Origin of the sequence: Mycobacterium sp. (genome assembly GCF_025933915.1) — a bacterium.
Taxonomy (GTDB): domain Bacteria; phylum Actinomycetota; class Actinomycetes; order Mycobacteriales; family Mycobacteriaceae; genus Mycobacterium.
In genome coordinates, this window is record NZ_JAICZA010000001.1 from 55,500 (window position 1) to 73,569 (window position 18,070).

At 66.4% G+C, this 18,070-nt stretch carries 18 protein-coding genes and 2 pseudogenes; 12 read left to right on the top strand and 8 right to left on the bottom strand.

What is annotated here, in order from left to right:
* The first annotated feature begins 26 nt into the window (after window positions 1-26).
* Genes Q0W90_RS00175 through Q0W90_RS00185 form a run of 3 tightly spaced genes read left to right on the top strand, consistent with a single transcriptional unit; the run spans window position 27 to window position 1,222 of the window.
* A complete protein-coding gene (locus Q0W90_RS00175) occupies window positions 27-482 on the top strand; it encodes an OsmC family peroxiredoxin (protein ID WP_297600921.1) in 456 nt (151 codons plus the stop codon).
* A gap of 16 nt (window positions 483-498) precedes the next feature.
* Window positions 499-972: a hemerythrin domain-containing protein gene (locus tag Q0W90_RS00180; RefSeq protein WP_297600918.1), complete on the top strand. Its 474-nt coding sequence runs from the start codon at window positions 499-501 to the stop codon at window positions 970-972.
* 58 nt (window positions 973-1,030) lie between these two features.
* Complete coding sequence (locus Q0W90_RS00185; protein ID WP_297600915.1) at window positions 1,031-1,222, top strand: ferredoxin; 192 nt, start codon at window positions 1,031-1,033, stop codon at window positions 1,220-1,222.
* Between the two features lie 132 nt (window positions 1,223-1,354).
* On the opposite strand, the gene Q0W90_RS00190 is transcribed toward Q0W90_RS00185, so the two are convergent.
* Window positions 1,355-2,122, bottom strand: a complete 768-nt coding sequence (locus Q0W90_RS00190; protein WP_297600912.1) for a DUF2249 domain-containing protein — start codon at window positions 2,120-2,122, stop codon at window positions 1,355-1,357.
* Window positions 2,123-2,218: 96 nt separating this feature from the next.
* Between Q0W90_RS00190 and Q0W90_RS00195 the strand changes: the two genes are divergently transcribed.
* From Q0W90_RS00195 to Q0W90_RS00205, 3 genes are read left to right on the top strand one after another with little or no spacing between them, the layout of a single operon-like run.
* The gene (locus Q0W90_RS00195) at window positions 2,219-2,929 is read left to right on the top strand and encodes a helix-turn-helix domain-containing protein (protein ID WP_297701172.1); all 711 of its coding nucleotides are present in this window, start codon (window positions 2,219-2,221) and stop codon (window positions 2,927-2,929) included.
* Window positions 2,922-4,010, top strand: a complete 1,089-nt coding sequence (locus tag Q0W90_RS00200) for a hypothetical protein (protein WP_297772546.1) — start codon at window positions 2,922-2,924, stop codon at window positions 4,008-4,010. Before Q0W90_RS00195 ends, Q0W90_RS00200 begins: the two co-directional genes overlap by 8 nt.
* Window positions 4,007-6,601, top strand: a complete 2,595-nt coding sequence (locus Q0W90_RS00205; RefSeq protein ID WP_297600903.1) for a multicopper oxidase domain-containing protein — start codon at window positions 4,007-4,009, stop codon at window positions 6,599-6,601. The genes Q0W90_RS00200 and Q0W90_RS00205 overlap by 4 nt, the downstream gene beginning before the upstream one ends.
* A gap of 27 nt (window positions 6,602-6,628) precedes the next feature.
* On the opposite strand, the gene Q0W90_RS00210 is transcribed toward Q0W90_RS00205, so the two are convergent.
* Window positions 6,629-6,961, bottom strand: a complete 333-nt coding sequence (locus tag Q0W90_RS00210) for a cupin domain-containing protein (protein ID WP_297600900.1) — start codon at window positions 6,959-6,961, stop codon at window positions 6,629-6,631.
* 62 nt (window positions 6,962-7,023) lie between these two features.
* Complete coding sequence (locus Q0W90_RS00215) at window positions 7,024-8,442, bottom strand: wax ester/triacylglycerol synthase family O-acyltransferase (RefSeq protein WP_297600897.1); 1,419 nt, start codon at window positions 8,440-8,442, stop codon at window positions 7,024-7,026.
* A gap of 309 nt (window positions 8,443-8,751) precedes the next feature.
* Here Q0W90_RS00215 and Q0W90_RS00220 point away from each other — a divergent pair, with 309 nt between their 5' ends.
* Window positions 8,752-9,759 (top strand): nitroreductase family protein, encoded by a 1,008-nt coding sequence (locus Q0W90_RS00220; protein ID WP_297772569.1) that lies wholly within the window; start codon window positions 8,752-8,754, stop codon window positions 9,757-9,759.
* 25 nt (window positions 9,760-9,784) lie between these two features.
* Here Q0W90_RS00220 and Q0W90_RS00225 read toward each other — a convergent pair whose 3' ends face one another.
* Together Q0W90_RS00225 and Q0W90_RS00230 are read right to left on the bottom strand one after the other, a co-directional pair.
* Entirely contained in the window at window positions 9,785-10,981 is a 1,197-nt protein-coding gene (locus Q0W90_RS00225; protein WP_297597433.1) for a cytochrome P450, read from the bottom strand.
* A gap of 74 nt (window positions 10,982-11,055) precedes the next feature.
* Window positions 11,056-11,598 carry an SgcJ/EcaC family oxidoreductase gene (locus tag Q0W90_RS00230; protein WP_297772549.1) on the bottom strand — a complete coding sequence of 181 codons (543 nt, stop codon included), beginning with the start codon at window positions 11,596-11,598 and terminating at the stop codon, window positions 11,056-11,058.
* Window positions 11,599-11,777: 179 nt separating this feature from the next.
* Between Q0W90_RS00230 and Q0W90_RS00235 the strand changes: the two genes are divergently transcribed.
* From Q0W90_RS00235 to Q0W90_RS00245, 3 genes and pseudogenes are all read left to right on the top strand, one after another.
* The gene (locus Q0W90_RS00235; protein ID WP_297597437.1) at window positions 11,778-12,809 is read left to right on the top strand and encodes a fused (3R)-hydroxyacyl-ACP dehydratase subunits HadA/HadB; all 1,032 of its coding nucleotides are present in this window, start codon (window positions 11,778-11,780) and stop codon (window positions 12,807-12,809) included.
* A 100-nt stretch (window positions 12,810-12,909) separates the two neighbouring features.
* Window positions 12,910-13,160: pseudogene (locus tag Q0W90_RS00240) on the top strand (type II toxin-antitoxin system Phd/YefM family antitoxin).
* A gap of 44 nt (window positions 13,161-13,204) precedes the next feature.
* Window positions 13,205-13,461 (top strand): annotated as a pseudogene (locus tag Q0W90_RS00245) (Txe/YoeB family addiction module toxin).
* A gap of 310 nt (window positions 13,462-13,771) precedes the next feature.
* Here Q0W90_RS00245 and Q0W90_RS00250 read toward each other — a convergent pair.
* Together Q0W90_RS00250 and Q0W90_RS00255 are read right to left on the bottom strand one after the other, a co-directional pair.
* Entirely contained in the window at window positions 13,772-14,383 is a 612-nt protein-coding gene (locus Q0W90_RS00250) for a nitroreductase family protein (RefSeq protein ID WP_297597473.1), read from the bottom strand.
* 44 nt (window positions 14,384-14,427) lie between these two features.
* A complete protein-coding gene (locus Q0W90_RS00255) occupies window positions 14,428-15,540 on the bottom strand; it encodes a dihydrodipicolinate reductase (protein ID WP_297772552.1) in 1,113 nt (370 codons plus the stop codon).
* Between the two features lie 100 nt (window positions 15,541-15,640).
* Here Q0W90_RS00255 and Q0W90_RS00260 point away from each other — a divergent pair, with 100 nt between their 5' ends.
* Entirely contained in the window at window positions 15,641-16,549 is a 909-nt protein-coding gene (locus tag Q0W90_RS00260) for an enoyl-CoA hydratase (protein WP_297772553.1), read from the top strand.
* A gap of 43 nt (window positions 16,550-16,592) precedes the next feature.
* Entirely contained in the window at window positions 16,593-17,009 is a 417-nt protein-coding gene (locus Q0W90_RS00265) for a PaaI family thioesterase (protein ID WP_297597475.1), read from the top strand.
* On the opposite strand, the gene Q0W90_RS00270 is transcribed toward Q0W90_RS00265, so the two are convergent.
* Window positions 16,988-18,007: an acyl-CoA dehydrogenase family protein gene (locus Q0W90_RS00270; RefSeq protein WP_297597442.1), complete on the bottom strand. Its 1,020-nt coding sequence runs from the start codon at window positions 18,005-18,007 to the stop codon at window positions 16,988-16,990. The genes Q0W90_RS00265 and Q0W90_RS00270 overlap by 22 nt on opposite strands.
* Window positions 18,008-18,070 lie beyond the last annotated feature (63 nt).

Genomic DNA, 18,070 nt, shown 5'->3' on the forward strand with positions numbered 1-18,070 from the left:
GCAGCCAGAGAGAGGGATCGACCAATATGAGCATCGCGGAACGGGCAACGCAGACCACATGGGAAGGCCCGCTGGCGTCGGGCGAAGGCACGTTGTCGCAGGGCAGCAGCGGAGCACTGGACGGCCTGCCGCTGACCTGGGCCTCCCGCACCGAGCAACCTGGCGGCAAAACCAGTCCGGAAGAACTGGCCGCGGCGGCGCACTCGTCGTGCTTCTCAATGGCGCTGGCCCTGAAATTGGGCGAGAACCAGACCCCGCCACAGCGACTCGAGGTCACCGCCACCGTGACCCTGGATGCGGTCGATGGAGTTCCGACGATCACCACGTCGCGATTGAAGGTGAGCGCCAGCGTTGCCGGGCTGGATGCCGAATCCTTTGCCGCCGTGGTCGATCAGGCCGCCGCCCTGTGCCCGGTATCGCGATTGTTCGCCGGCGCGACGATCAGCGTCGACGCCGAGCTCAATGAAACGGAACCTGCCTGACGTAGAGGAGGCACAAATGGCCAGCCTGTCGCTATCTTCCGAGCTGACGCGAGAACACCACGAAATCGATGATGCGATAGAGACTTTCATCGAAAAGCTGGACTGTGGCAGCCTGCAGCGCGAACTATTGACCGACACGCTGGAGGCGCTGCGCCGGCACATCTACCTTGAGGAGGTCTTTCTGTTCCCGCCGCTTCGGGAGGGCGGGATCGTGATGCCGATCTTCGTGATGATGCGCGAGCACGGTGAACTGTGGCACACCATGGGCGCGCTGGCGGATCTACTCGCCGACGGGACCGACAGCCAGCGGCTGAGGGATACGTGCACGCAGCTGCTCGCTCAACTTCACCAGCACAACTCCAAAGAGGAGCCGGTCATCTATCCGAGCGCCGACACAGGCCTACCGCCGCAAACGAGCGCGGAACTGAGCCGGTTCATCGAGACTGGGCGTATGCCCGACGGATGGGTGTGCCAGCAGGCGAACGCGTGAGGCTTTCGCTCTGCTGGCGTACAGGACGACCTGCTGAACTACCGAAGGAGGATTCTCGATGCGCGTGGTAGTGGACCGTGATCGCTGTGAGGGCAATGCGTTCTGTGTGAACATCGCGCCCGAGGTGTTCGAGCTCGATGACGACGAGTACTCCGTGGTCCTCACCGACCCCGTCCCCGCCGACCAGGAAGCGCTTGCCGAGCAGGCCATCGCCGCGTGCCCGCGCGCGGCGATATCCCGCGTCGATTAAAAGACCAAACGCGCGGCGCGACTCGTCAAGCCTCGGGTTGAGAATTCGAATGGAGCCGCGGGCTAGCGCGGCTCCATTCGAATTCCCCTGGTGACAAACCTATTTCGGGCTGGCCCGTAAGCACAGCGGTGCTCACCGCCTGATCAGTCGCAGCCGCCACGCATCGGGGCCGCGCTGCTCGTATTCGACCTCGAGCCGACCCGAGGCGCGGTCGTTGAGTTGGTGCAGCAGCGGGACCGGGTCGTGGGGAGCCACCAGCACCAGGGCTCCACCGGGCGGAACGGCATCGAACGCACCGAACACGGTGGCGTGCCGGATCGAGTGGGGCACCTCGCGCACGTCGAGCACGGGATCGTCGACATCGGTCTCGCCGCAACCGCAGTTGTGTGAATGCTCGTCGCCGTCGGCGGAGGGGGCATAGCCGAGGAGTTCGTTTATGCCCTCGGCCACCTCCATCAGGGAGATGTCCGGGTCGGCGGCGACGATCGGCAGGATCCGCTCGTTCTCGTCAACCAAATGCGCGTCGAACAGCACCCGCAGGGCGTGGGCGGAACCGGCCGCGCGCACCGGCGGTTCCGTACGGATGCCGTCGACGAGGGAGCCGATGATGCGGTGCGCCGCGATCATCGATTCGATCAGGGGCCGCGCACGTTGGGTGTGGGTGGCGGCCGAGTACAGCCGGTCCTCTTTGGCGGCGGCGATGGGCAGCAGCTGACCGGCCAGGAATGCCAGGGCCGTGGATCGTGCCGACTCGAAGTCCGCACCGCGCTCGAGCGCCGACACCATCGCATCGGTCAGCACCGCGAGCTGCCCCGCGAGCTGAGCGTTGTGGTTGGTGATGGCTTCGACCGCCGCGGCGTCGGCAGCTGTGGACGCCACGATCACATCGTTGGCTGGCATGTTTTGGTTCCTTTCCGCTGAGCCCGGTCGCTCCGCTGAGCGAATGTGACTCATTGCCCTATGTGCATCGTCCAATAATTTACTACAGTAAATTCCGTGAAAAAAGAGCCTATCGTCCTGGGCCCCCGACCCACGCCGGTGCTGGAGGCGCCGGTGGCGCTGTCCGGGCAGCGGCTACGGGTGCTCGAGTACGTGCGCGCCCACTCCCCCGTCCGGGTCGCGGAGGCAGCCGCGGCGCTTGACCTGCACGCCAACACCGTTCGCGAACATCTCGACGCGGTCGTCGAACTCGGGCTCGTCGAACGCTCCACCGCCAGGACTTCCGGGCGCGGGCGTCCGGCCACGTTGTATCGGGCGTCGGCCGCCGACCCCGCGGTGGCGATACGTGACTACGCGGGCTTGGCGACCGCGCTGGCCGGACAGCTGGCTCGCACCAGCGCCCACCCGGAGCGCGACGCGCGCGCCGCCGGCGTCGAGTGGGGCCGCGAACTCATCGACGAGTACAGCCAGACCGGCGGCGATGCGCGGCAGTCCGTGCTCGAGGCGCTGGCACGCCTCGGCTTCGCGCCGGATGACGACCCAGACGCGCTGGGTGCGCACCGAGGCGTCGCGCTGCGCCGCTGTCCTCTGCTGAACGCGGCCCGTCGCTACCCGACGATCGTCTGTCAGGTCCACCTCGGCATCGTCGAGGGAATGCTGGAGCGACTCGGCGCCACCGACACACCGGGGCTTGCTCTCATTCCGTTCGCCGAACCCGGCGCCTGCCGGCTATTCTTACCCGACCCCGTTGTGCGGCATGATGACTGACCGAGCCCTCCCGCCCCGCGCGCTGCTGCTGGTGCCCGGCGGGTTCGCGCTGTTGGCAGGGCTTGACGCGGCGCTGATGCTGCTCGGCCTCCCCGCACCGGTCGAAACCACCCGGCTGACCGAGGTGCACGGCATCCTGCTGGTGCTCGGGTTCGTCGGCACGGTGATTGCGCTGGAGCGCGCCGTGGCCGCGCAGCACTGGTGGGCCTACCTGAGCCCGCTGTTCCTCGGCGCCGGCGCGGTGTTGCTGGTCACCCGGGCACCCCGAAACCTCGGGGGCGTCCTGTTGCTCGCCGGATCCGCGATGTTGGTCGCGGTGTACGTGCCGCTGTGGCGACGGGCCGCCGACGTGTCGGTTCTGGTCCAGGTCGGCGGTGCCGTTTTGGCGACCGGAGCGGCACTGCTGTGGCTGGGCGGCGTGCCGATCCCCGATCTGTTGCCCTGGCTGTCGGGATTTTTGATCCTCACGATCGTCGGGGAGCGCCTCGAACTCGCCCGTGTCGCCATGCTCGGCACCCGGGCCGACGCGCTGCTCACGGCGATCGTCGTGGCGATGGTCGCGGCCACCGTCGCCGCGCTGTTGTGGCCGATGTTCGGCTATCCGCTGCTCGGGGCGACGCTGTTGGCGACGGTGGCGTGGCTGGGTCGGTTCGATGTCGCCCGCCGCACCGTGCGCGCGACGGGGCTGCCCCGCTACATGGCGGTGTGCCTGCTCGCCGGCTACGGATGGCTGCTGGTACCGGCGTCGACGTGGCTGCTGATCGGCCAAACACCCGCCGGCGCAAGCTATGACGCGGTGGTGCACGCGGTGATGCTGGGCTTTGTGCTGTCGATGATCATGGCGCACGCACCCGTGATCCTGCCGGCCGTGCTGCGCCGCCCACTGCCCTACACCCCCCTGATGTACGGCCCGGCCGTGGTGTTGCATGTGTCGCTGCTGCTGCGACTGGCGGTCGGCGACGCACGCGGCGTCCACTGGGCGCTGCAGGCGGGCGGCGTGCTGAACATCGTCGCCGTCCTCGCATTCGTTGCCGTCGCCCTCAATTCGGCCCTGCGCGCGGCCCGTCGGGTGCCGGCATGAATCGTTCCGGATGGCACCTGCGTGCCGGTGCGGTCGTGTTCGCCTGGCTCGCCGCGCTCGTCGTGGTGGCGGCCGCGCATCGGTTCATTCCGCTGTCCGGCTGGCTGTTGGTCCATCTGCTGGCCCTGGGCGCCGCCGGCAACGCGATCCTGATCTGGAGCCGCCATTTCGCCGATGCGCTGCTGCGCCGGCCGCCGGATCCGGCGCGGACGGCGGAAGTGTTGCGTATCACGGCCTTTAACGCCGGTGCCGTCACGGTGGTCGCAGGCATGCTGGGACGGTGGTGGCCGGTGGTGCTGGCGGGCGGTGTAGTGGTCGCCGTCGCCGCCCTGGCGCACGGCGCGACACTGCTGCAGCAGATGCGCACCGCGCTACCCGCCCGCTTCGGCGTCACCGTGCGCTACTACGTCGCCGCGACGGTGTGTCTGGCCCTCGGCGCGGGCCTTGGTGTGGCGATGGCGAATTCGGCGCTCCCCGGCCGCATCCACGAGCGATTCGTCATCGCGCATGCGGCGGTGAATTTGTTCGGCTGGGTGGGGCTCACGGTGCTGGGCACGCTGGTCACGCTGTGGCCGACGATGCTGCGCACCCGGATGGCCACCGGGGTCGAGGTGGCCGCTCGCCACGGCCTGCCGGCCTTGCTGACCGCACTGGCCGTGACCGCCGGCGGTGCGGTGGTGGGATCACCGCCGATCACCGGACTGGGCGCCCTCGGGTATCTCGGTGCCGCCGGGATCGTGCTGCGGCCGCACCTCGACGAGATCCGCCGCAAGCGGCCCAACGACTTTGCCACTCTCTCGGTATTGGCCGGCGTGGCCTGGCTGATCGGGTCGCTGGCCTTCGCCGCCGTCGCACTGGCGATCGCGCCGAGCTGGCCGGCGGCGGTCGCGGCGGCCGGCGAACTCACCGCGCCGGTGCTGGCCGGCTTCCTGGTGCAGGTGCTGCTCGGCTCGCTGACCTACCTGGCGCCGGTCGTGATGGGCGGGCGCGCATCGACGCTGGCCGCCGGCGCAGAGCTCGAGCGGGGGGCCCCGTGGCGGCTCACCGTCGCCAACGCCGGGCTGCTGCTCTGCGTTCTTCCGGCTCCGAGCCTGGTGCGGGTCGCGGCATCGATTCTGGTGCTGGTCTCCTACGCGGCCTTCCTGCCGCTGCTGGTTCGGGCGGCGTGGCGGGCCCACCGGGACCGCGACAAGCCCACGACCCCGGGCCAGCCGGAGGGCGCGCCCCCGCGCCGGCGCCTCGGCGTCGCCGCCGCCGGACTCGGGGTCGTCGTGCTGGCGACCGCGGCCGGCGTGGCGGCCGACCCGGCGTCGTCGCTCGGTATCGGCACCGCACCCCGGGTGGCCGTGGCCGCCACCGGTCACACCACCACAGCGTCGCTCCGAATCGAGGGGATGCGCTTCGTGCCGGACACGGTCGAGGTTCCCGCCGGTGACCGGCTGCAGATCACTCTGGCCAATACCGGCACCGACCAACACGATCTGGTGCTGTCCAACGGCACTCGCACCGGACGGATCGCACCGGGCGAGTCGACCGTCCTGGATGCCGGGGTGATCGGCTCCAACCTCGACGGCTGGTGCGCCGTGGCCGGACACCGACAGATGGGCATGGTCTTTTCGGTCCGGGTGACCGGTGCGCCAATGCCCACAACGCCTTCGGTGCATCCCGGTCACCACGGGCCGGCCCCCGGCGCGACGATCCCTCCCGGCGACCTCGCCCGCAGCCTCGGGGCCGACCGCGGGCCGGGCTTCACCCCGCGTGACGCGACGCTGCCCCCGGCAACGGCCGAGCATCGCCTGACGTTGCCGGTGACCGAGATCCAACGGGAGGTGTCACCCGGGATCACCCAGCGGCTCTGGACATTCGGTGGCACCGCCCCCGGACCCACGTTGCGCGGCAAGATCGGTGACGTCTTCGAAATCACCCTCGTCAACGACGGCAGCACCGGGCATTCGATCGACTTCCACGCCGGGGCGCTCGCCCCCGACCGACCGATGCGCACCATCCAACCCGGCCAGCGCCTGGTGTATCGGTTCACCGCCACGCGGGCGGGAATCTGGCTGTATCACTGCTCGACGATGCCGATGTCACTGCACATCGCCAACGGCATGTTCGGGGCGGTGATCATCGACCCGCCGGACCTGCCGCGGGTGGATCGCGAATACCTGATCGAGCAATCGGAGATGTACCTCGGCCCGCCCGGAGGCGAGGCCGACGCCGACAAGGTCGCCAAGGACACGCCCGACCTGGTGGTGTTCAACGGCTACGCCCGCCAATACGACCACGCGCCGCTGACTGCTCGGGTAGGCGAGCGCGTTCGCATCTGGGTGCTCGCCGCGGGACCGAACCGGGGCACGTCGTTCCACGTCGTCGGGGGGCAGTTCGACACCGTGTGGTCCGAGGGCGACTACCGGCTGGGCGGTAAGGGAGGCCCGGGCGCGGGCGGTGCCCAGACACTCGGATTGTTCGCGGCTCAAGGCGGATTCGTCGAATTGACCTTCGGCGAACCGGGTCGGTACCCGTTCGTGTCACACGCGATGGTCGACGCCGAACGTGGCGCCCACGGCATCATCGAGGTGGCCGGACCGTAGTCCCAGCCCGGACCAACTCCGGCTTGGCTAAACGCTTTTGGAAACGGTCAACAAGACGACGCAGTCTTCGACGGCCTGCAGGCCATGGCGGGTCGGCGGAATCACCAGGTGGTCACCCGGGGCGCCGTCCCAACTGGTCTCGGGCGACGTCAGCCGGACACGCCCGTGCAAGACCTGCAACGTGGCCTCACCGGGGCTGTCATGGTCGGCGAGCGCCGATCCGGCCGTCAGCGCGACCATGGTTTGCCGGAGTGAGTGTTGATGACCGCCGTACACCGTATGTGCGCTACGGCCGCTGGCGGCCCGGTGCGCGGCCGCCAACTGCTCGCGCGCCAGAGCTGTGAGCGAGATCTTGTCCATTGGGCAGGCTCCTTTTCTCGTCACACAGCATAGGCGCACGGTGCGGGTGCGCACCGATGTGGTTAGACGTTGGCGACCAGTGATAGCCCCCGACGGCCATGTATTCGTTTGCGTTGCTTGCTGATCGATACGAGGCGCGCCACCGCCAGCTCGATTCCACGGGCCAACGCGTCGATGTCGGCCACGGCTTCGTAGTCGGCGAGAACGCCGAAGAACAGGTCGTCGGCATAGCTCAGCATTGCCACCCCGGTTCGCAATTGCATCGCGATCGGCGGGACGGGGAACACGCTGAGCACTCGTTGGCCCATGAGTCGTAGTGGCTGACGCGGGCCGGGAACGTTGGTGGCGAGGGTGGTCACGCCGCGCTGCGGTAGCTGGGTCAACAACCGGACCGCCCATGCGGTCAGGGGAAAGGGAATGCGGTTGGCCATCGACACGAATGCGTGACCCGCCTGGCGCTGGCCGTGGGACTTCGTGCGGTCCAAGCGGGCGTGGACGGTCCGCAGCCGCTCAATCGGGTGCTCCTCGTCGACCGGTAGGTACGGCAGCATCACCGACACGCGGTTATCCGTCTTGTTCAACGCGTCGACAGACCGCATCGACACCGGCACCAGCGCGCGAAGCGCATCCGGCAGCGGCGTTTCGCCCCGCTGAACCAGGGTGTTGCGGTAGCTCTCCGTGATTGCGGCCAGCGCAACGTCATTGATGGTGACGTCGAAGGTTTGGCACACCTGCGCGATGTCGGCGAGGGGCACCCGCGCGACGCCGTAGCGGCGCAACGTGGTTATCGGCCCGTTCAGAGATGTCGTTGTGGGGCGCAGCAAACCGGCGGCGATTTCCGCGGCACCCAGGGCCGTGCGGGCGGCGGCGGACGTGATGGCCGCCGACGTATTCCACAATCCGCCCAGGATGTGCACCGGATTCAAACTCTGTATGCCCCGTGAGATCCGTTGCGCTTCAGGTTCTTCGGTGGCACGGATATGGCTGGCGAAGCTCTCGAAGGTGCCGCTGGCATCGGGGTCGCAGAGGCCGGCGAGCATGTGGGTGGCGGCAATTCCGTCGGCCATGCAGTGGTGGATCTTGGTGAGCATCGCCCACCGGTTGTCACTGAGGCCTTCGATGATCCAGATTTCCCACAGCGGACGATCCCGGTCCAGGCGCCGGGAAATCACGTCGGCGGCCAGCTGGAGCAGCTCTCGGTCGCCTCCGGGCTGCGGTAGCGCGATGTGCCGAAGGTGACGACCGAGATCAAACCCTGGATCGTCCACCCACTCGGGTGCTCCGAGGTCGAACCGGCGCGTTCGCAGGCGTTGCCCGAATCGGGGGCAGTGGCTGATCCGCTGAGCAAAAGTCGCCATCAGCGCGTCGCGGTCCGGGATCGGTCCCTCGATGACCGCCAGACCGCCGATCGCCAAACTCACGTGCCGGTCGGCGTCTTCCGCCTTCAGGAAGCCGGCGTCCAAGGTTGTCAGTTGATCCACGATCGTCACCTCCCAACTTTATATGCAACTAGTGGTAACACCATTTTCCGTCGCGCACGGCCCTGGCGGCAGGGCCAAAAGTCCCCGAGTCGAGCCGGTCGTGCACCCGAATGGGCAGTGGCAACGGCATGCTCCGGCGACGCGCGGGCGACCGATTGACGTTGGGCGCCGCGCCCTTTGACCGCGCGGAAGCCATGGTGGCCATCCGCCCCCAAGCACCCTCTCGCCAGTTGCCCGTCGCCTATTTAGAGGATATTATTCAGTTATAATAGCTTTGACGCAAGCGCGACAGGAGGCGGTCGTGTGGATATGGCGAAAAGGCAACCCGTTGCTGTAAATGGCCGGCATTTCCCGGACGACGAGGTCGTCGATGCGGTTCTCACGCTGGCGACCCGAGCCCCTTCCATCGACAACACCCAGCCGTGGCGGTGGCGGGTGGATCGCACGAGTCTGCACCTCTACGGCGATACAGGCATGCGGTTGCCCAACACCGACCCGGGCGGCCGGGACCTGATCTTGAGTTGCGGTGCAGCGCTTCACCATTGCGTCGTCGCTCTGGCGGCGATGGGTTGGCGCGCCGACGTGCATCGCCTACCTGATCCGGCCGACCCCAGCCACCTCGCCGCCATCGAGGTGTCCCCATACAGCCCCGACCGCACCGACATCCTCTGGGCCGAGGCGATCCCGCAGCGCCGATCCGATCGGCGGACGTACAGCGCTCGCCCGGTGACGGCGAGTGAAATCGCCTCGATGGCTGCCGTGGCCGCTCGGATGGGAGTGACGCTGCGCGTGGTTGATGCCCGGGAAAGGCTGCATGAGATCGTCAAGCGAGCCGCACAGGCGCATGCGACCAACCGCGACTACCTTGTCGAGCTCGCCAGGTGGAGCGGTCGATACGGTTCGCGGGCCGGCGTGCCGGCCCGCAACATCCCCAAACACGATTGTGGCGCACCGATACCCGGTCGCATCTTCGCCGGGCCAGGCCTGGCGCAGCCGCCGGGTACCTCACCCGCCGACGACAATGCCGTCATCCTGGTGCTCGGCAGCGAAGCCGACGACCGTCTGGCTCAGCTGCGAGTCGGCGAGGCGACCAGCGCACTGCTGCTGACGGCGACGGCGATGGGACTGGCGACCTGCCCGATCACCGAACCCCTGGAAATCCCCGAAACGCGCGACGCCCTCCGCGACGAGGTGTGGGGCGCGCAAGGGTATCCCCAGATGCTGCTACGGGTGGGCTGGGCCGCGGACAGCGCGGCGCCCTTGCCGCCCACGCCGCGGCGGGATCTCTCCGACGTCGTGCAACGGTCAAGCCCGTAGCCGACGTTCGGTGTGCGCGGTGACGTCAGGAACGGGACACCAACGTCGGCATCGCAGCCCAGCCCCGCACCGCGGCGGTCTCCGACGGTACCGCGTTGGACCAGTCGACCTCCCAGGACGGGAAGCGCTTGAGGATCTCCTCCAGCGCGATCCGGCCCTCCAGGCGGGCCAGCGCGTTGCCCATGCAGAAATGCGTGCCCGCGCCAAAGGTCATGTGCGAGCGCTGTTCCCGGTGGATGTCAAAGACGTCACCGTCCGGTGCGAACCTGCGATGATCGCGGTTGGCCGCGCCGACGAGCATGAGCATCGCCGAACCCTCCGGCACGGTCTGGCCGTAGTACTCCACATCGCGGGTGACGTAGCGGGCCATCTGCAGCGCCGGCGGCTCCCAGCGCAGGATCTCCTCGATCGCCTGGGGTATCAGTCCCGGGTTCTCCACCAGATCACGGCGCTGATCCGGGTAGTCGGCCAGCGTCTTACCGGCCCAGCCGATCAGGCGGGTGGTGGTTTCGGAGCCGGCGGTGGCGATGACGGTCAGGTACAGCAACAGCTCGTCGCGGCGCAACTTGCGTACGGTGCCGGTCTCGTCCTCGAACTCCGCGTTGAGGAGGTCGGTCATGATGTCGTCGGACGGGTGTTCGGCGCGCCAGTCGACGAACTCCGCGAATACCTCACCGGTGGCCAGCGCGTCGACCGTCTTCCCTTGCAGGGTCTCCTCGCCGTGGTCGGTGATCTGCCGCTGCCGGTCTTCGGGGAGACCGAGCAGCATGCCGATGACGCGCATCGGCATCTGCTCGCCGAGGTCGTTGACGAAGTCGAACCGATCCGACCCGATCAGCGGATCCAGGCACCGCGCGGTGAACTCGCGGATCTGCGGCTCGAGGGCAAGCACTTTGCGCGGTGTGAACACCCGCGACAGCAGGTTGCGGTGAATGTTGTGGATCGGTGGATCCTCGAAAATCAGTGTGCCGGGCGGTATTTCCATGCCGGACTTGATGATCTCGAGCAGCGCTCCGCGCCCGGAGATGAACGTCTCGTGGTCGATGACACCCTTGTTGACGTCGTCGTAGCGGCTCAGCGCGTAGAAGTCGTGCTGCTCGTTGTAGTACAGCGGGGCTTCTTCGCGAATCCTGGCGAACACCGGATAGGGGTTCATGTTGAGGTCGACGCTGTACGGGTCGTAGTACAGATCAGATGCGGCGGGGGCGGTCGGAACGGTCATCAGAACTCCATCGGGGCTGCGGGGCTGTTCAACTGGACGGGAAGCACGAAAGCGTCCTTGGGGGCGCGAGGCATCTAGGTCTCATTGGGCGGGTAGAAGTATTCGCGCCAGGCTTTGATCTTTTCGCCGTGCACCTGATACGCGCCCATGACCGGCCAGCTCATCTGCTTTCCCTCGATGAGCCAATGATCGCGGCGCTCCATCAGCACCACATCGCCGTCGACGGCGAGATGCAGGATTTCGAGGTCGACGCACGTCCCGCGGGCGAAGAAGGCCTTCATCATCTCGTGGATCGCGTCGCGACCTGATAGCCGTGGCCAGGAAGGGCCGATGTCGAATGTGGCGTCCTTGGCGAAGTGGCTCATGACTTCATCGACATCGTTGCGGCTCCATGCGGCGATCTCCGCACGCACGACTTCCTCAGCGGTCATCACTTTCCCGTCGGCCCGTTGCGACAACGCAGTTACACTAGCACACAGAAATGTAACGCCAGCTTGCTTGCTCACCCGGCGCGAGTGATAGGTGACGCCACGGCGCGCATCGATCTCGACGGTCGGCCGCGGTGTCGCCCCGGAGACGGATAATGCTCCCTCCCAAGAGCTTTCGACGGCGGGCAATGAATCGAGTGTCTAACTGGGAGTTTGTCGAGCGAAAGCGCGACAGGAGCTGCTCAACTCGGGTCACTATTTGACATCCGTATGGACGAGCGGCCGGCGCCGTTAGACACGAGGTCTGCGCGTTAGGGTGCTCTGGTCGGCCTCAGTCGAACAAGCCGATAGGAGAGTTGGGCACATTCATGACCACAGCGGCAGAAGTCTCGACAACCGAATCGCGGGTCGGCCACTACTACCAGATGGACGACACCTACCGGGTCGGCCGCGAGAAGGTACGCGAGTTCGCGCGTGCGGTGCAGGACTATCAGCCCGCGCACTGGGATGTCGCAGCAGCCGCGGAGCTCGGATACTCGGGCCTGGTGGCGCCGCTGACCTTCACATCGGCCCCGGCGATGGCGGCCAATCGGCACCTGTTCGAATCGGTGGTCATCGGTTATGACATGTACCTGCAGACCGAAGAGGTCTTCGAGCAGCACCGACCGATCGTGGCCGGCGACGAGCTGCAGACTGATGTCGAACTGTCGTCGGTGCGCCGGATCGCCGGCAGAGACCTGATCACCGTGACCAACACCTTCACCGACACTGCAGGCGAGCGGGTGCACACCCTGCACACCACGGTCGTCGGCATCACCGCCGAGGATGTCGATCCGGCCATCAGGGCGGCCGTGCAAAAGGTGGTGATGCACGACGTGAACCTCCTCGGAACCGACGAACCCGATGTGGCATACCAGAAGACCGTGCGCCCCGTGGGCGAGGTCCGGATCGCCCAAGGAGGTACGACCCGCACCCCGGGAACGCAGTCCTTCGATGACGTGAACGTCGGCGACGAGCTACCGGTGCGGCACGTCCGACTGTCCCGCGGCGACCTGGTGAACTACGCCGGCGTGGCCGGCGACGCCAACCCGTTGCACTGGGACGAGAACATCGCCAAGCTGGCGCGACAGCCCGATGTGATCGCCCACGGGATGCTGACCATGGGTTTGGGTGCCGCATACGCCTCAGCATGGACGGGCGACCCCGGCGCGATCACCCGCTACGCTGTGCGGCTGTCCCAGCCCGTCATCGTGTCTGCTGCCGAGGGCGCAGACATCGAGTTCAGCGGCCGGATCAAGGCGCTGGACCCGGCGACCCGCACCGGCGTCGTGATTGTCGGCGCGAAGTCCAACGGCCGAAAGATCTTTGGGCTGGCGACGTTGACCGTCCGCTTCTGCTGACTCGGTGCCCCTGGTGACGGCGGCAGTCGACGAGCCGAGCGGCTTCGGTCCGCACTGTTGCCGTCGAACTCCTCATCACGAGCTGAACGACCCACTGCGGATGCCGATTGCCCGTTCGAGTATCAGCGCAAGTGAAGCCCGGCAGCGCCTCTTTCCCGCTGCTCGAACAGGTCACACCGACCATGAGCCCGTGCGCATTACCTCGAGGGCCGGAGACGCGGTGCTCATGTCGGCCGCCGACTACGGCTCGTGGCAAGAACGGTCTACCTACTGCGTTCACCTGAAAATGCGCGGCGACTCATGGGTGCCGTCGCGCGGGACAAGGCCAGCCGCCCCCGCCCGACCACTTAGACCAACTCGATCGACGAACTTCAGGAGATGGCCGGCCGGCAGGAGTGAGGAGTATCAGCTTCGATGCTGACGTCTGGGCGGACTTCCTGTTTTGGTTACCCTCCGACCGCAAGATGGCCCGTCGGATCACCCGACTCATCGGTAAATCCAACGCGACCCATTCGGAGGGATCGGAAAACCAGAACCACTCACAGGGGAACTGTCCGGGTATTGGTCCCGGCGGATCGACGACGAACATCGGCTCGTGTACCGAGCACACGACAGCGAAGTCAAGATCCTGAAAGCCCGGTACCAATACTGATAAGCGCCGCCACCCGCCGGCCGTGGTTGGCCCAGATTCGTTGAGAACGAACACCAATCCTGCAGGCGCTCTTCAAAGCCCGGATACCCGACTCGGGCGGATTGTTCACGGAAAGGCCCAGAGTCGCAGGATCGGCAGCCTCTCTGAAAAGAGAACAATTGTTTTCGGCGAGGCATAATCGTAGTTGTCAGGTCAAATAGCAGCAGCCCGCGACTTCCACGGCCCCCGCCGATGCGAGCGTGGCGCAATCATGTTGCGGCCGTCCATCGGTAAAGATCCGCAGGTACAACGAGATCCGGGTTGCGCACTGTCACTCCCTTGTCGCACTCCAAGGCCGGTCCCAACTATCGATCGCCGCCACCTCATTAAGCGGTTTGCGGCGCACCGGGTGGTGCCCGCCCTTGGGCCAGCCCACCGTAAGCAGCGTCGCGGTGAGCCAGTCGTCCGGAATTCCGACCATGGACCGCAACTGATCCTCGCAAGAACCCTGCCACAGGGTGATCGCCGCCCCAAGGCCTTGCGCCCGGGCAGCCAACAGGAAGTTCTGGACGGCGGGAAAGATCGACCCCCCCTGCTGTAGTTCGGTGGTTCCTCGCTGCGGCTGGACGCAGAACAGCACCAGCACAGGGGCCGCGCCACCAACGCTCATGTGCTCAGCCATCGTTCGCAAAACACGTGATTTGGGGTCGTCAGCCTCGTTTCCGGGCATCGAAAGCCGATAGAACTCAGTCATGACGTCCCATGTCTTGTGGGCCGCGGCTGTGACCACATCGCGCACGCTACTCGATCTCAGAACGACGAACTTCCACGGCTGCTGATTGCCTCCGGACGGAGCCCAACTCGCCGCGCGCAGACACGCATCGATGGCCTCGTCCGAGACCGGTTCGTCGCGATAGCGTCGCACCGTCGACGCTGTGCGCATGACCTCCCACAGGTCCGTCGACGTCAGCGGGACCGCTGGCTCGCTCACGACTTTGCCATCGCGGGCAACACGCCTTGCCATGTTCCGCCGCGCACTGGACCGGTCACCAGAGGCAGATCGAGGGTGGAGAGCAAACCAGGTGGCGCGGCCATTACGGCGGGGATGGCATTGAGTTCGCGCATGACAGTCGCGTAGGTCAGGCCGCGCATGTTGTTCCCGCGCCCATGCATCTCGATGTCGACGGTATAGGTGGGCAGGCCGTCGACGATGACCCGGTAGCCACCGTGTGGTGATGGATGCCGCGGCCAATCCGGTGCGGAACCGGTGCCCATGCGAGTGACGTGTTCGAGCACAACACGCTCCTCGCCGCCCACCATGCCGGCGAGCTTGAAGCGCATACCTCCCATGGTCCCCGGCTCGATCCAGCCCGACGCAACCTCGTATCGCTCTGTGGCCAACCATTTTTCGATGGATACCTCGACGCGGTCGAGCGGGAGTCCGACGCCGTCGGCGACCAGGTGGACGGTGGGTGCCCACAACGCGGCAAGACGCTCGGGATCGAATAGCGGCGCCGGATGTTCCGGGGTGTGGCCGAATCCCATGAAGTCGAACATGATGTCGGGTTGATTGATGGGGCCGTAGTCGAGGATCTCGAGCATGGTGATGCCCTCGACTCGACTGCTGAAGCCTGTCATCGTCAGCGCGATCACATCGTTCGCCCAGCCGGGGTCGACGCCACTGTTGAAGAAGCTGGTGCCACCCTCCGCGCACGCCGCCTCCAGCAGTTCCACGGTTTCCTTGTCGGCTGCGGGCGGATAGCACATGGGAACCAGTGAGGTGGAGACGACGTGCTTACCCGCGCGCAGGCAGCGCGCGATGTCCTGCGCCGCCTCGTAGTAGCGATAGTCGCCCGATGCGAAGTAGGCCACCACGTCGGCGTCCACCGACAGTGCGGCACCGATGTTCCGCGTGGCGATGACGCCGGTCTCGGGCATTCCGCACAGGTCGCCGGCGTCCTTGCCGTCCTTGGCTTCCGCATGTACCACCACGCCGGCTAGCTCTAGGCCTGGGTGCGCGATGAGGGCACGCAATGCACCGATGCCGACCTGACCCGGACCCCACAGAATTACTCGCGGCTTCCGTTGACCGTCCACCATCTGCACCCCTTCCGGTCACGACCCGCCCGATCCGTGAGAACATAACTTCTCATATATTGATAACACCATTACCGGATACGGATGACAGAAGGGGCGAACGGTGAACGATTACGAATTCTTGAAGCGGGAGACCTTCGACGACGGCATGATCGTTCGGATTTCGCTGAACCGCCCTGACCAGCGCAACGCCCAGAATCGGGGCATGCTGGTCGAACTCGACGAGGCGTTCGCCCGCGCCGAGGCCGATGACACCGTCCGCGTCGTCATCCTCGCCGGCGAGGGCCCGATGTTCTCGTCGGGCCACGATATCGGCTCCAAGCAGGCGCGCGCCGAGTTCAGCCCGGGGCCGGGCCAGCACCCCACCGTCACTATCAACGGCGGTACCCGCGACGGCGCCGAGCGGACCATGCTCCAGGAGTGGCACTACTTCTTTCAGAACAACCTGCGATGGCGCAACCTGCGCAAGATCACTATCGCCCAGGTGCATGGCGACGTGTTCTCGGCAGGGCTCATGTTGATCTGGGCGTGTGATCTGATCGTGGGAAGCGACGAGGTGCGCTTCGCCGATGTGGTGGGAACGCGGCTGGGAATGTGCGGCATGGAATACTTCGGCCATCCCTGGGAATTCGGACCGCGACGCACGAAGGAGCTCATGCTCACCGGTGACGCGATCGGTATCGAAGAGGCCTACCGGCTCGGCATGGTCAGCAAGATCTTCAAGCGCGACGAACTCGCCGAGCGCACGCTCGAGATGGCGCGGCGCATCACGAAGGTGCCCACGATGGCGGCCCTGCTCATCAAGGAGTCGGTAAACCAATCGGTCGACAATATGGGCTTCTACAACTCGCTGCAATCGTGTTTCGCGTTGCACCAATTGAATCACTCCCACTGGGCGCAGATCCGCCAGGACAAGCTCCCCACTGCGGGCGAGGAGCAAGGGGTACCGAACTGGCGGAACGCTCGCCCGGTTGTCCTGGCTGTCAAAGATCAGGTCCGGTCCGACGTCTAACGTTGCGCCGATGACCACCAACTCACCCGCGCCGACACGCCCAATGGACGTCACCATTCCGGGGCATCTTTTCGCCAAGCTGCCGTTCTTCGACGTCGTCGATACCGATGACTCAGTCGTCGTTGACCTGCACAACCGACCGGACCTGATGAACCTTCGCGGGGCGTTGCAGGGTGGACTCGTAGCCACGCTCATCGATGTCGCCGCGGGGCGCCTTGCGGTCAAATATGCCGGCGACGGCGGAGGCGCGGGAACCGCGGACATGTCCATCCATTTTCTGGCGCCGATCGTCGATGGCCCCGCGCGTGCGACCGCCACGTTGGTGCGCGCAGGAAAACACATGGTAGTTGTCGGCGTCGACGTCTCCGACGTCGGCCGAAACCGGCTCGCGGCACGAGCGACGCTGAGCTTTGCGATCTTGGCGTCTCGCAATCCTGGTCAGCCCTCGCCGTCCCCGTAGCGCGCATCGGCCACGCGGTCCAACGCGACGGCGGGCTCGCCGAAAACCATTGCCCAGCCCCGCACTCGGCGGTAGTAGAGCTGAATGTCGCCCTCCATGCCGAACCCGTATCCGCCGTGGATGTGCAAGCTGCGTCGCGTGGCGTCGCGCGCCGTCTCGTAGGCGAATGCGAAAGCCATCGCAGCCAGTTCGCGAACGCGATCGGGCTCATCGGTAAATGCGCACGCCGCCTCAAGCCCGAGCAGCCGCGCGCCGTCGGCGGCGGTAGCGCTGTCGGCCAGCGGGTGCGACACCGCTTGGAAGGTGCCGATCGCGGTTCCGAAGGCGTGACGTTGCTTGGCGTAGTCGACGCCGATTTCCACGGCCTTCCTGGCCGCACCCGCCAACGCGGCAGCGGTCAGCGTGAGCCATAAATCGAGAGCGCCATCGAACCGATCGCGCGCCCGTTTTCCGTCGGCGAGCACGATGTACTCATTTTCAATCATGATGTCCGCCAGCGGCATTGATGCAAGGTTTCCCACCGCCTTGCGGTTCTTCCCGATCGGCACCAGCAGCAGGCGTCCCTCAGCCAGGGCAATCACATGGTCTGCCACGGCCCCGCCGGGCACCAACCCCAGCTGCCTACCGCGTCCGACGCGCGGCGCGAAGGTGACCAGTTGGTCACCCGCGAGGGCCGCGCTTAGCAGCCCTGCGCACGCCTCGCCGGACTGGGCCAGCAATCGCGCGGCAACCTGTGCTTCGATGACCGGCGCCGACGCAACTGCGCGGCCGAACTGTTCGGCAATCAGCGCGAGTTCCAGTTCGGAGGCGCCCCATCCGCCGGCCGCCTCACCGACCGCCATCTGCACTGTCCCGGTCTCCTGCAGCGCTTTCCACAGCTTGAGATCGAAGCCCGACGGCTCAGCCGCCCGGACTCGCTCGGAGGTCGACTCGCGGGCAAACAGCGCGGCGAACGAATCCACCAACTGCCGCTGTTCGCCCGTTACGCTCAGATCCACAACAATCGTCCCCATCACATGCGGATATGGTTACTCTCAAAAGCGAGATTAGCATTACCGACC